General features: G+C 62.5%; 12 protein-coding genes. 6 read left to right on the forward strand and 6 right to left on the reverse strand.

Annotated elements, in window-relative coordinates:
• Window positions 1-43 precede the first annotated feature (43 nt).
• Window positions 44-1,168 carry a TRAP transporter substrate-binding protein gene (locus FN835_RS04455; protein ID WP_142662002.1) on the forward strand — a complete coding sequence of 375 codons (1,125 nt, stop codon included), beginning with the start codon at window positions 44-46 and terminating at the stop codon, window positions 1,166-1,168.
• Window positions 1,169-1,221: 53 nt separating this feature from the next.
• Here FN835_RS04455 and FN835_RS04460 read toward each other — a convergent pair whose 3' ends face one another.
• The 5 genes from FN835_RS04460 to cobU form a co-directional block, all read right to left on the reverse strand.
• Window positions 1,222-3,042, reverse strand: a complete 1,821-nt coding sequence (locus FN835_RS04460; protein WP_142662003.1) for a TRAP transporter large permease — start codon at window positions 3,040-3,042, stop codon at window positions 1,222-1,224.
• Entirely contained in the window at window positions 3,039-3,659 is a 621-nt protein-coding gene (locus tag FN835_RS04465) for a TRAP transporter small permease subunit (RefSeq protein WP_142662004.1), read from the reverse strand. The genes FN835_RS04460 and FN835_RS04465 overlap by 4 nt, the downstream gene beginning before the upstream one ends.
• A gap of 112 nt (window positions 3,660-3,771) precedes the next feature.
• Window positions 3,772-4,500, reverse strand: a complete 729-nt coding sequence (gene cobS, locus FN835_RS04470; RefSeq protein WP_142662005.1) for an adenosylcobinamide-GDP ribazoletransferase — start codon at window positions 4,498-4,500, stop codon at window positions 3,772-3,774.
• A complete protein-coding gene (gene cobT, locus FN835_RS04475) occupies window positions 4,493-5,449 on the reverse strand; it encodes a nicotinate-nucleotide--dimethylbenzimidazole phosphoribosyltransferase (protein WP_142662006.1) in 957 nt (318 codons plus the stop codon). Before cobT ends, cobS begins: the two co-directional genes overlap by 8 nt.
• Window positions 5,446-5,967 (reverse strand): bifunctional adenosylcobinamide kinase/adenosylcobinamide-phosphate guanylyltransferase, encoded by a 522-nt coding sequence (gene cobU / locus FN835_RS04480; protein ID WP_142662007.1) that lies wholly within the window; start codon window positions 5,965-5,967, stop codon window positions 5,446-5,448. The genes cobT and cobU overlap by 4 nt, the downstream gene beginning before the upstream one ends.
• Before the next feature lie 140 nt (window positions 5,968-6,107).
• Here cobU and FN835_RS04485 point away from each other — a divergent pair, with 140 nt between their 5' ends.
• The 5 genes from FN835_RS04485 to FN835_RS04505 all read left to right on the forward strand — a co-directional run bounded on the left by FN835_RS04485 (window position 6,108) and on the right by FN835_RS04505 (window position 11,652).
• The gene (locus tag FN835_RS04485; protein ID WP_142662008.1) at window positions 6,108-7,712 is read left to right on the forward strand and encodes a peptide ABC transporter substrate-binding protein; all 1,605 of its coding nucleotides are present in this window, start codon (window positions 6,108-6,110) and stop codon (window positions 7,710-7,712) included.
• A 66-nt stretch (window positions 7,713-7,778) separates the two neighbouring features.
• Window positions 7,779-8,696: an oligopeptide ABC transporter permease OppB gene (gene oppB, locus FN835_RS04490; protein WP_142662009.1), complete on the forward strand. Its 918-nt coding sequence runs from the start codon at window positions 7,779-7,781 to the stop codon at window positions 8,694-8,696.
• 4 nt (window positions 8,697-8,700) lie between these two features.
• Entirely contained in the window at window positions 8,701-9,624 is a 924-nt protein-coding gene (locus FN835_RS04495; RefSeq protein WP_142662010.1) for an ABC transporter permease subunit, read from the forward strand.
• A 1-nt stretch (window position 9,625) separates the two neighbouring features.
• Window positions 9,626-10,651 (forward strand): oligopeptide/dipeptide ABC transporter ATP-binding protein, encoded by a 1,026-nt coding sequence (locus FN835_RS04500; RefSeq protein ID WP_142662011.1) that lies wholly within the window; start codon window positions 9,626-9,628, stop codon window positions 10,649-10,651.
• Window positions 10,648-11,652, forward strand: a complete 1,005-nt coding sequence (locus FN835_RS04505) for an ABC transporter ATP-binding protein (protein WP_142662012.1) — start codon at window positions 10,648-10,650, stop codon at window positions 11,650-11,652. Before FN835_RS04500 ends, FN835_RS04505 begins: the two co-directional genes overlap by 4 nt.
• Here FN835_RS04505 and FN835_RS04510 read toward each other — a convergent pair.
• Window positions 11,649-12,017, reverse strand: a complete 369-nt coding sequence (locus tag FN835_RS04510; protein ID WP_142662013.1) for a response regulator transcription factor — start codon at window positions 12,015-12,017, stop codon at window positions 11,649-11,651. The two genes, FN835_RS04505 and FN835_RS04510, sit on opposite strands and share 4 nt — an antisense overlap.
• Between the last annotated feature and the right edge of the window lie 29 nt (window positions 12,018-12,046).

Raw genomic sequence — 12,046 nt, forward strand, 5'->3', positions numbered from 1 at the left:
CCGCGAACGGGCCGGTTTTCCGGCGTTCCAACGGGAGGAATCAATGACGGAATCGAAGGAATTCGGCCGCCGCGGCTTTCTGACGCGCGCGACGCTGGGGGGGGCTGTGGCCGCGACGGGGGCAACGCTTGCCGCACCCGCAATCGCGCAGGAAATGCCCGAAGTGCGCTGGCGCGTTGCATCGGCTTTTCCCAAGTCGCTGGACACGATCTATGGCGGGGCCGAAACCCTGTCGAAATACCTGTCCGAGGCGACCGGCGGCAAGTTCCAGCTTCAGGTCTTTGCCGCGGGTGAGATTGTCCCCGGTTTGCAGGCGCAGGACGCCGCAAGCGACGGCACGGTCGAAGCCTGCCACACCGTGGCCTATTACAGCTGGGGCAAGGATCCGACCTTCGCATTGGGGGCAGCCGTGCCGTTCGCGCTGTCCGCGCGGGCGCATAACGCCTGGCAATATTATGGCGGCGGCATTGATCTGTTCAACGAATTCCTTGCGACATATAACCTGTTCGGTCTGCCGGGCGGCAATACCGGCGCCCAGATGGGCGGTTGGTTCCGTAAGGAAATCAAGACGGTGGCCGATCTGCAGGGTCTTAAGATCCGTGTGGGTGGGTTTGCCGGCGCAGTGCTGAGCCGTCTGGGCGCGGTGCCCCAGCAGATTGCCGGCGGTGACATCTATCCCGCATTGGAAAAGGGCACGATCGACGCATCGGAATGGGTCGGCCCCTATGACGACCAGAAACTGGGCTTCTTCAAGGTTGCACCTTATTATTATTATCCCGGCTGGTGGGAAGGCGGTCCAACCGTCCACTTCCTGTTCAACAAGGCCAAGTATGAAGAGCTGCCCGATAATTACAAAGCCCTGCTGCATACGGCGGCCCGTGCGGCGGATGCCGATATGCTGCAGAAATACGATCACCTGAACCCCATCGCGCTGAAGGAACTGGTTGCGGCTGGCGCGCAGCTTCGCCCCTTCAGCCAAGAGGTGCTGGATGCCTGCTACAAGGCGTCCAACGAAGTTTACGCCGAGTTGGAGGGGTCGAATCCGGCCTTCAAGAAAATCTGGGATTCCATCAAGGAAGCGCGTGCGAACTGGTATCTGTATAACCAGACCGCCGAATACACGTTCGATACCTTCATGATGATCCAACAGCGCAACAAGACCCTGTAAGCGCCGCTGACAGAAACAAAACCGCCGCGAGATGATCGCGGCGGTTCTTTCATTCAGTTTGCAGGCGCGCCCAGCCCCGGTGGCGGACCCGATAATGGATCCAATCCCCCCGAGGGTGCCGCAGGTGCCGCATCCGGCGCCGGGGCCGTGCCGCCGCCGAAATCCGGCACGCCGCCCAATCCGCCAAGGTCGCCAGCCGCTGGCGCATCGCCACTGGCAGGTGCGCCAAACGGATCGCCAAGACCGCCCAGCCCGCCAAGTCCCTGCGTCTCGGGAATTTCGATCGTGACGTTGGTGGTATCGATGGGCGGGCCCTTGTAATGCATGACAAGCCCCGGAAAAGCCATCACGATGCCGACCATGACAAGCTGGATGCAGACATAGGGGACCGCGCCCCAGTAGATCTGACCCGTCGTCACCGGCTCCATCATGCGGCCCGTCACCTTGTCCTTATACGCGACCTTGGGCGCGACGGATCGCAGGAAGAACAGCGAAAAGCCGAATGGTGGGTGCATGAAGCTGGTCTGCATGTTGACGCCCAGCAAGACGCCGAACCAGATCAGGTCGATCCCCAACGATTCCGCCGCAGGGGCCAACAGCGGCACGATGATAAAGGCCAGCTCGAAGAAATCGAGAAAGAAGGCCAGCAGAAACACCAGGATCGAGACGGCGATCAGAAAGCCGTATTCGCCCCCCGGCAACGAGGTCAGCAGATGCTCGACCCAGATATGGCCGTTGACGCCATAGAATGTCAGCGAAAAGACCCGCGCACCGATCAGGATGAACATGACAAAGGCCGACAGCCGGGTCGTGGCCAGCAATGCCTGCCGGATCACGTCATAGTTCAGCCGCCCTTTCATCGCGGCCAGCAACAGCGCGCCGACGGCGCCCATCGCGCCGCCTTCGGTGGGCGTGGCGATGCCAAGAAAGATCGTGCCCAGCACCAGAAAGATCAGTGCAAGCGGCGGGATCAGAACGATGATGACCTGCTGCGCCAACCGCGACATCAGGTTGGTCTTCAGGCTTTTGTCCAGCAGGGCCGCCACATAGACCGCGATGATGGCCAGCGCGGGGGCCAGAATGTCGGCATCCTTGCCGTGCGTGGGATAAAGCCAGCGAAAGGCGAACCAGCCGATTGCCGCCGTGACGAGCAGCGCGACCAGCAGCGACATGACGCCCGAACCCAGCGTCCGCGCCTCGGGCGGCAGTGCCGGGACTGAGGCAGGCTTCAGGATCGACGTGACAAAGATATACAGCATATACAGCCCGGTCAGCACCAGACCCGGAAACAGCGCACCTGCATACATGTCACCCACCGACCGCCCCAACTGGTCGGCCAGCACGATCAGCACCAACGAGGGCGGAATGATCTGCGCCAGCGTGCCCGAGGCCGCGATGGTCCCCGATGCGATGCGCCGGTCATAGCCATAGCGCAACATGATCGGCAATGAGATCAGCCCCATCGCAATCACCGATGCCGCAACGACTCCGGTGGTCGCCGCCAGCAGCGCGCCGACGATGATCACGGCATAGGCCAGACCACCCCGGATCGGCCCGAAAAGCTGACCCACGGTGTCGAGCAGATCCTCGGCCATGCCGGATTTTTCCAGCAGGATGCCCATGAAAGTAAAGAACGGAATGGCCAGCAATGTCTCATTTGACATCACCCCCCATAAGCGTTCGGGCATGGCGTTCAGCAAAGGCCAGGACAGGTTGATCGTGCCGCCCGAAAGCGGTGCAAGCTCGACCCCGATGATAAAGAACAGCAGCCCGTTTGCGGCCAGCGCGAAGGCCACCGGATAGCCGAACAGCAAAAACATCACGAGCGAGGCGAACATGATCGGCGCCATGTTCTGCGCGATGAAGATCATCATTTGCGCGGCTCCGTCTTGGTATCATCGTCAAGCGCGGCTTCCATGTCGCGCGCCATCGCCTCGCCCTCAAGCGCGGCAGCCTCATGCGCTGAAACGAACGGGTTCGGATCGGGGATTATGCCGCGCATCACCGCGATTTTCTTGACGATTTCCGATATGCCCTGAAAGAACAGCATGATGAAACCGGCCAGCAGCATGGCCTTGGCCGGCCACAGAACCAGCCCGCCCGCATTGGTAGAAACCTCTCCGCTATGATAGCTGCGCATCACCCACGGGATCAGCAGCCAGATCATCAGCGTGATAAAGGGCATCAGGAACAGCACATGGCCGATCAGGTCGATCCAGTGCTGTCTGCGCCTGCGCCATATCCCATAGATGATGTCGATGCGGATATGTTCGTTTTCCTTCAGCGTATAGGCTGCGGCACCCAGAAACGCCGCGCCGAACAGATACCATTGCAGCTCCAGCCAAGCGTTCGATGACGTATTCATCACCTTGCGCACCACGGCATTGCCCGCGCTGACAAGAACGGCGACAAGGATCAGCCATGTCACCGCTTGTCCAATAAAGGTATTCACGCGGTCGATCCCGCGTGACAGGCCCAACAGGGCGTTCATGCCAGTCACCTCCCTAGCTATTTAGCCGCCCTCCTCAGGCGGATCGCCGGTTTTCCGGTCGTTGATAGGGGAAAGTTATGAATGAAGCGTTGATTCCGTCAAGCAGCGGTCCCTATAGCACTGTGGAAAGTGCAAGTAACGCTGCGACCTCGCCCACCTGTTGCATTGCGCCCAGCACATCGCCCGTCTGTCCACCCAATCGACGGCGGGCGTTTCTGGCGACAAGCGCCTGCGCCGTGCCGCAGGCAAGAACTGCAAGAACCGCCGCACCAAAGCCGCATAGCGCCGCAAGCGCCGCGCCGATGGCCAGCCCGGTCCAGACCGCGCCTGTGGTCGGGCGGCCTGCCAGCCTGCCCAGACCGTCGCTGCGCGCAGGTGGCAACCAGCGCAAACCAGCCCCCATGCCCGCCCGCGACAACGCAGCGGCAGCGATCAGCGCCAGCGCTGCTTGATCCGTATCAGCCAGCGCCGCGACCTTAAGCCCCACGGAAAAGATCAGCGCCAGCACACCATAGCTTCCGATGCGCGAATCGCGCATGATCGCCAATGCACGCTCGCGCGTGGCGCCGCCGCAGCCATCGGCGTAATCGGCCAGCCCGTCTTCGTGCAGCGCACCCGTCGCCAGCGCCATGACCGCCAGCGCCAGCAGCGCCGCGACCATATCGGACAGCGCTAGGGCATCGGCCACGATCAGGGTCACGCTGCCCAACAGCGCCACGACCAACCCGACGAGGGGAAACGCCCAGACCGCACGCGCCAGCGGGACGGGGATGACGCGGCGCATCGGCAGGCGGGTCAGCCAGACCAGCGCAGTCGCGAATTCGCGGCTGGGCTCAGCCAATTCCAGCCTCGGCAAAGGTCGCCATGCCGTTGTGGCATTCCAGTGCCGCGCGCAGGATCATCAGCGCAATCGCCGCGCCCGAGCCTTCGCCCAGCCGCATGTCCAGCCCTACCACAGGTTCCTTTTTCATCACGGCGATCAGGCGGCGATGCCCCGGCTCGGCGCTTTCATGGCCGATCAGGCAATGGGCCAGCGCATCGGGATCGTTAACCAGCAACACCCCTGCTGCGGCCGAGCAGATGAAGCCGTCCAGAATGACCGGGATGCCCAGCTCCCGCGCCCGGATCACCGCGCCGCAGATCGCGGCCTGTTCGCGCCCGCCATAGCTGCCAAGGATCGAGGCGGCAGTGGCCGCGCCCTTGTGCCGTTTCAGACCCGTGTTCACAGCAGCGATCTTGCGGGCCATGATTTCGTCGTCCGCGCCAGTGCCGGGGCCGACCCAATCCTCGGCCACACCGCCAAAGGTCGCGGCGGCAAGGGCTGCGGCGACGGTCGAATTGCCGATGCCCATTTCCCCCAGCACGATCACATCGGCATCCGGGTTCACCGCATTCTTGCCCGTCTGGATCGAGGCGACCAGATCGGGCACCTCCAGCGCCATCCCTTGGGTGAAATCCGCCGTGGGTCGGTCAAGATCCAGCGCAATAACCTGCAGATCCGCGCCTGCCAGACGGCACAGCTGGTTGATCGCCGCCCCGCCATTTTCGAAATTCGCGACCATCTGGGCCGTGACTTCGACCGGGAAGGGGTTCACGCCCTGCGCTGTGACGCCGTGATTGCCAGCAAAGACCAACGCCTGCGCCGTCTCGATCCGGGGGCGCGCCGTTCCCTGCCAGCCCGCCATGAAGACGGCAAGGCTTTCCAGCCGCCCCAGCGATCCGGGGGGCTTGGTCAGTTCGGCCTGACGGTTGCGGGCGGCAGTGGCGGCAGCTTCGTCGAATTGCTTCAAGGCGTCTCTCTTTGCGGTTTCAGGCGCAGCGGCAAACCGCTGACGGCCATCCAGACCTGATCGGCGATGCGGGCCACCGATTGATTCATCCAGCCATGCTGGTCGCGGAAGCGTCGTGCAAGCGCATTTTCCGGCACGATGCCCAGACCAAGCTCGTTCGTGACCAGCACCACCGGGCTTTTCTGGCGGTTCAGCGCATCGCACAGCGCTTCGACCTGCGGTCCCGCACCGTCGCCCAGATTGGCCAGCCACAGGGTCAGGCAATCGACCAGCCGCACGCCCTGCCCATCCGTGCGCTGCAATGCGCCACACAGATCAAGCGGTTCTTCGATGGTGATCCAGCCGTCGCGGCGGTCCTGATGCAGTTTGATACGCTGCGTCATTTCGTCATCCCACGCCTGCGCCGTGGCGATATAGATGCGCGCGCCGCCGATGCCGGAAACGATTGATTCCGCCAAGGAAGACTTGCCCGAACGGGCGCCTCCGGTAACCATGGTGATACGTGGGGCAAGGGTCATTTTGGTCTTGTTTCACAACCGGCGCAGCATAGAAAGCGACAATCTGGCCTTGCTGCCTGACAGATTTCACGGCAGCTTTGCGTATGCGCGCGCGGTTCCATACCACGAATGCGCCAATGAAAACATCAGAGAGGTGCCCCATGTCCCGTCTGCTTCTGACCTCGGCGCTGTGCCTTGGCATTGCCGCCCCGGCCTTTGCCGTCCAGCCCGCCGAGGGCGAGAAACTGGCCGAAAACCAAAGCTATACCTTCTGGCTGCTGGACGCGATCAAGACCGCCGACCCGCAGAAGAACACAGATGTCGAAGGCTCGGACATCATCCGCCAGCTGTTCGAAGGGCTGCTGAACGAAGACGCCAAAGGCGCACCCATTCCCGGTGTTGCCACCGGCTTCGACCTGTCGGATGACAAGCTGACCTATACGTTCCACCTGCGCCCGGATGCGAAATGGTCGAACGGCGACCCGCTGACCGCCAAGGATTTCGTCTATGCGTGGCAGCGTCTGGCCAACCCCGAGACGGCTTCGGAATATGCATGGTTCATCGAGCTGATGAACGTCGAAAACGCCACTGCCGTCGTGAAGGGCGAAAAGAAGCCCGAGGAGTTGGGCGTCAAGGCGACCGACGATCACACGCTGGAAGTCAAGCTGACCGCCCCTACCCCCTATTTCCCGAAAATGGTCACGCATGCCTCGACCTTCCCGACGCCGCAAAAGGTGATCGAGGCCGAGGGCGACAACTGGACCCAGCCCGGCAAACTGGTCGGCAACGGGGCCTATGTCCTGACCAGCCACGATCTTGGCGTTCAGATCAGCATGGACAAGAACCCCAATTACTGGGACGCGGCCAATGTGGTCATGGAACATATCAAGGGACTGACCGTAAACGACAACAACGTCGCCCTGACCCGCTATCAGGCCGGAGAGCTTGACCGCGTGCAGATCCCGGCAGGCCAATATCCGCGCCTGAAACAGGAATCCCCCGATCAGGCGATTTCGATCCCCTATTCCTGCACCTATGGCTATCTGCTGAACCTCAGCGAGAAAGGCCCCGAGGCGTTGAAGGATGCCCGCGTGCGTCAGGCGCTGTCCTATGGGATGCAGCGCGACATCGTGGTGAACCAGATCCTGCAAGGTGGCCAGAAACCGGCCTATAACTGGACCCATTGGGCGATCGAGGGCTTCAAGATGCCCGAAATCGACTATGCCGCGTGGTCGCAGGCCGAGCGTCTGGAAAAAGCCAAGGCGCTGCTGGCCGAGGCCGGTTACGGCCCGGACAATCCGCTGAAGTTGACGCTGACTTATAACACCGACGAAAACCACAAGAAGATCGCGGTGGCCGCACAGCAGTTCTACAAGGCGCTTGGCGTGCAGCTGACGCTGAACAATGTCGAATGGAAGGTGCATACCGACCGTATGCAGTCGCAGGACTTCGAAATGGCGCGCTATGCGTGGTGTGCGGATTACAACGAAGCCTCGACCTTCCTGGACTTCTTCCGCACGACCGGCATGAATTACGGCAAGTATTCCAACGCCGAATTCGACAAGCTGATGGACCAGTCCAAGGCGTCCGCCGATCCGAACGAGCAATATACCGCGGCCGAAAAAATCCTGGCCGCCGATATGCCCATCGTCCCGATCTATCAATATTCCAAGGTTGATATGATCCGCGACGACATCAAAGGTCTTTCGACCGAAAACGTGATGAACGACTGGTACGCCAAGGACATCTACCGCATCGCCAAGTGATGCATGATCGGGGGCGGCCCTTGCGTCGCCCCCTGAACAAGTCCGGCACCGATTGGGAACCTGCACATGTTCGGCTTTATCCTAAGGCGATTGGCCGTCGCCATTCCGACGCTGCTTTTGCTGATCGTCGTTTCCTTCCTGTTGATGCACGCGGCCCCCGGTGGTCCGTTCACGCAGGAACGCGCCCTGCCGCCGCAGGTGCTTGCGAACCTGAATGCGAAATACGGGCTGGATGACCCGCTATGGCGTCAGATGTTGAACTACATCTGGGGCATCGTCGCGCATTTCGATTTCGGGCCAAGCTTCGTCTATCCCGACCGCAGCGTGAATCAGATCATCGCCGCCGGTTTCCCGGTGACGCTGACCTATGGTGCCATATCTTTCGTGCTGGCGGTTGTGGTCGGTGTCTCGCTGGGCGTGACCGCAGCGATCCGGCAGAATTCGTGGCTGGACTATTGCGCCGTGGGCCTGTCCATTGGCGCGCAGGTGCTGCCGAACTTCGTCATGGCGCCGATCCTTGTGCTGATCTTTACGCTGTGGCTGGGCTGGCTGCCCGGCGGCGGCTGGGGCGGTCCCGCATTCTGGATCATGCCAGTCATCGCCATGTCCACCAGTTTCATGGCCTCGATCGCGCGGATCACCCGTTCGTCCATGCTTGAGGTGCTGGGCTCGAACCACATCCGCACCGCCCGCGCCAAGGGCTTGCCGGAAAGCAAGGTGATCCTGCGCCACGGCCTGAAACCCGCGCTGCTGCCGGTCATCAGCTATCTGGGTCCGGCCTTTGTCACCATGATCACCGGATCGGTGGTGATCGACATGTATTTCTCGACCGGGGGGATCGGGCGCAGCTTCGTCGATTCGGCGCTGAATCGCGACTATGCCGTGATGATGGGGATCACCATCCTTGTCGGTGCGCTGACCATCCTTTTCAATCTCATCGTCGATGTGCTTTACGCATGGATCGACCCCAAGATCAGGTATTGATGCCATGGTCGACACCCAGCAAATGCGCTCGCTTGCCGCCCGTCTGGCGGAGCCCGAGGTTCGGGGCCGCAGCCCGTGGGCCGATGCCCGCCGCCGTTTTCGCCGCAACAAGGCCGCGATGGTCAGCCTGTTCGTGCTGATCCTGGTGGCGCTGTTCGCGATCTTTGGCAATCAACTGGCCGCATGGTCGAATGAAGAGATGGACTTTGCCGTCATGGGACAGGCCGCCCAGCTTGGCGCGCCAAGCTTTGCCAACGGCCATTACTTCGGCACCGACGATCTGGGGCGCGACCTGTTTTCGCGCACCGTGCAGGGCACGCAGGTGTCCCTGATGGTCGGCCTGATCGGCGCGGGCATCGCCGTCATCGTCGGCACGCTTTACGGCGCGACGGCGGGCTATGTCGGGGGCCGCACCGATGCGGTGATGATGCGGCTGGTCGATATTCTGATGTCTATCCCCTATATGTTCGTGCTGATCCTGCTTCTGGTGATGTTCGGCCGGTCCATGACCATGCTGTTTCTGGGCATCGGCCTGATTTCGTGGCTAGACATGTCGCGCATCGTGCGCGGCCAGACCCTGAGCCTGAAGAACCGCGAATTTATCGAGGCCGCGCGCGCCACCGGCGTGCCCGCCTGGAAGATCATCCTGCGCCATATCGTCCCGAACATCCTTGGCGTGGTCGCCGTTTACGCCACGCTGCTGGTGCCGTTGATGATCCTGTCGGAAAGCTTCATCAGCTTTCTGGGGCTTGGCGTGCAGGAACCCCTGACCTCGTGGGGCGCGCTGATTTCCGAAGGTGCGGGCACGATGAATTATGGCACGCTGTGGCAGCTGGCCTTCCCGCTGTTCTTCTTTTGCATCACGCTGTTTGCCTTTTTCTTCGTCGGCGACGGTTTGCGCGATGCGCTGGACCCGAAGGATCGCTGACATGGCTCTATTGCAAATCCGCGACCTGAACGTGCGCTTCGCCACCACGGACGGAGAGGTCAGCGCCGTCAACGGCATCAACCTTGACGTGCAGCGTGGCCAGACGCTGGGCATCGTCGGCGAAAGCGGCAGTGGCAAGTCGCAGCTGGCGTTTTCGATCATGGGGCTTTTGGCCCGCAATGGGCGGGCCACCGGCTCGGTCCAGTTCGACGGGACCGAGATCCTGAACGCCAGCCCGCGCGTGCTGAACCGCATCCGCGCCGAAAAGATCGCGATGGTGTTCCAAGACCCGATGACCAGCCTGAACCCTTACATGCGCGTCTCGGACCAGATGGCCGAGGTGCTGGTGCTGCACAAGGGCATCTCGCGCAGGCAGGCATTGGTGGAATCCGTGCGGATGCTGGACGCAGTGAAAATCCCCGATGCGCGGGGCCGGATCGGGCTTTATCCGCATGAATTTTCCGGCGGGATGCGGCAGCGCGTGATGATTGCGATGTCGCTTTTGTGCCGCCCGGACCTGCTGATCGCGGATGAACCGACGACGGCGCTGGACGTGACCGTGCAGGCCCAGATCATGGAGCTGCTGGCCGATCTGCAACGCGATTTCGGCATGGCTATGGTGCTGATCACCCATGACCTTGGCGTGGTGGCCGGGTCGTGCGAGCGCGTCATGGTCATGTATGGCGGCCGCATCATGGAACGCGCCCCGGTCGAGCCGATCTTTGCCGTCCCCGCGCACCCCTATACCCAAGGGTTGCTGGCCGCGATCCCGCGCGTCGATCAGAAGGGCGATCAGCTTTCGGCCATCCCCGGCAGCCCGCCCAACATGACGAACCCGCCGCCCGGTTGCCCCTTCGCGCCGCGCTGCGCCTATGCCATGCCGGTCTGCGAAGCCATGCCGCCGCTGGAGCAGTTTGCGGTGGACCGCGAACGGGCCTGCCACGCGCCGTTATCCGCGCTGCGCCAAGGTCCACCTCCGCAGCCCGACCTGCCCGAACCCGCCGCGATCGAGGAGGTCCAGCCATGACCACGCCCCTGATGACCGCCCGCGACCTGCGTGTCCGTTTTGAACTGCCCGCGCAGGGATTGTTCCAGAAGCCGCGTGTCCTGCAAGCCGTCAGCGGCGTCGATTTCACCCTGATGCCGGGCGAAACCTTGGGCGTCGTGGGCGAAAGCGGCAGTGGCAAATCCACGCTGGCGCGCGCGCTGATCGGTCTGGTTCCGGCCAGCGGCCACGCGGTCTGGCAGGACGGCACGAACCTGATCGGCCTTTCGCCGCGCCGGATGCTGAAATACCGCAGCGAAATCCAGATGGTGTTCCAAGACCCGCTGGCCAGCCTTGATCCGCGCATGACCGTGGGCCAGATCATCGCGGAACCCCTGCTGACCCATCGCAAGGATCTTGGCCGCGACGAAATCCGCCTCCGGGTCAAGGACATGATGGACCGCGTCGGCCTGCTGCCCAACCAGATCAACCGCTATCCGCATGAATTCAGCGGCGGGCAGTGTCAGCGCATCGGCATCGCCCGCGCGCTGATCGTCGAACCCAAGCTGGTGATCTGCGACGAACCCGTCTCGGCGCTGGACGTGTCGATTCAGGCGCAGGTGATCAACCTGCTGGGCGACTTGCAGCGCGATCTGGGGCTGGCGCTGATCTTTATCGCGCATGACCTGTCAGTGGTAAAACATATCAGCGACCGCGTGCTGGTGATGTATCTGGGCCGTGTCATGGAACTGGCCGAGGCCGAGGCACTATATGCCGACCCGCGCCACCCCTATACGCAGGCGCTGCTGTCGGCGGTTCCCGTGCCCGATCCGGTGCTTGAGCGCGCCAAGCGCATCATCCCGCTGCGGGGCGAACTGCCCTCGCCCATGAACCCGCCGTCCGGCTGCGTCTTTCGCACGCGCTGCCCGCGTGCCGAAGCCCTTTGCGCGACCGAGCGGCCCGAACTGCAGGGCGGTGGCCATCTGACCGCCTGCCATTTCCCCGGCGCCCTGCGCCCCGAGGAATTGTCAAAAGCCGGTTAGGCGGCGCCCAGCAGGCGGCTCATCTCGGCCCGCAATTCGGCAAGTTCAAAGGGTTTGGCGATAAAGCCGTCTGCGCCAAGCGCCAGACCCTTCTTGCGTTCGACCACCGATCCGCGCGCGGTCATCATCAGCACGCGCACATCTTGCAGGCCGGGATCGGCGCGCAGCGCCTGAATGATCTGATAGCCCGAAATGTCGGGCAGCATGATGTCCAGCAGCACCAGATCGGGGCGGTTGCCCCGGATTTCGTCCAGCGCGCCCGCGCCGGTCGCAAGGCGCTTGTGGCTATGACCTGCGCGGGCCAGCAGGAATTCCAACGCGACGGCGATATTGTCCTCGTCCTCGACGATCAGGATATGCGCCATGGCGGCCTCCGAAGGTGATGCCGGGCCCC

The sequence above is a fragment of the Paracoccus laeviglucosivorans genome (genome assembly GCF_900182695.1).
In the GTDB taxonomy this organism is placed as follows: Bacteria; Pseudomonadota; Alphaproteobacteria; order Rhodobacterales; family Rhodobacteraceae; genus Paracoccus; species Paracoccus laeviglucosivorans.

Bases quoted from the DNA above. Each gene is read 5' to 3' on its own strand.
- FN835_RS04495 (WP_142662010.1), top strand. From the start codon at position 8,701: ATGGTCGACACCCAGCAAATGCGCTCGCTTGCCGCCCGTCTGGCGGAG.
- FN835_RS04465 (WP_142662004.1), bottom strand. From the start codon at position 3,659: ATGAACGCCCTGTTGGGCCTGTCACGCGGGATCGACCGCGTGAATACC.
- FN835_RS04485 (WP_142662008.1), top strand. From the start codon at position 6,108: ATGTCCCGTCTGCTTCTGACCTCGGCGCTGTGCCTTGGCATTGCCGCC.
- FN835_RS04455 (WP_142662002.1), top strand. From the start codon at position 44: ATGACGGAATCGAAGGAATTCGGCCGCCGCGGCTTTCTGACGCGCGCG.
- FN835_RS04460 (WP_142662003.1), bottom strand. From the start codon at position 3,042: ATGATGATCTTCATCGCGCAGAACATGGCGCCGATCATGTTCGCCTCG.
- cobU (WP_142662007.1), bottom strand. From the start codon at position 5,967: ATGACCCTTGCCCCACGTATCACCATGGTTACCGGAGGCGCCCGTTCG.
- FN835_RS04500 (WP_142662011.1), top strand. From the start codon at position 9,626: ATGGCTCTATTGCAAATCCGCGACCTGAACGTGCGCTTCGCCACCACG.
- FN835_RS04510 (WP_142662013.1), bottom strand. From the start codon at position 12,017: ATGGCGCATATCCTGATCGTCGAGGACGAGGACAATATCGCCGTCGCG.
- FN835_RS04505 (WP_142662012.1), top strand. From the start codon at position 10,648: ATGACCACGCCCCTGATGACCGCCCGCGACCTGCGTGTCCGTTTTGAA.
- oppB (WP_142662009.1), top strand. From the start codon at position 7,779: ATGTTCGGCTTTATCCTAAGGCGATTGGCCGTCGCCATTCCGACGCTG.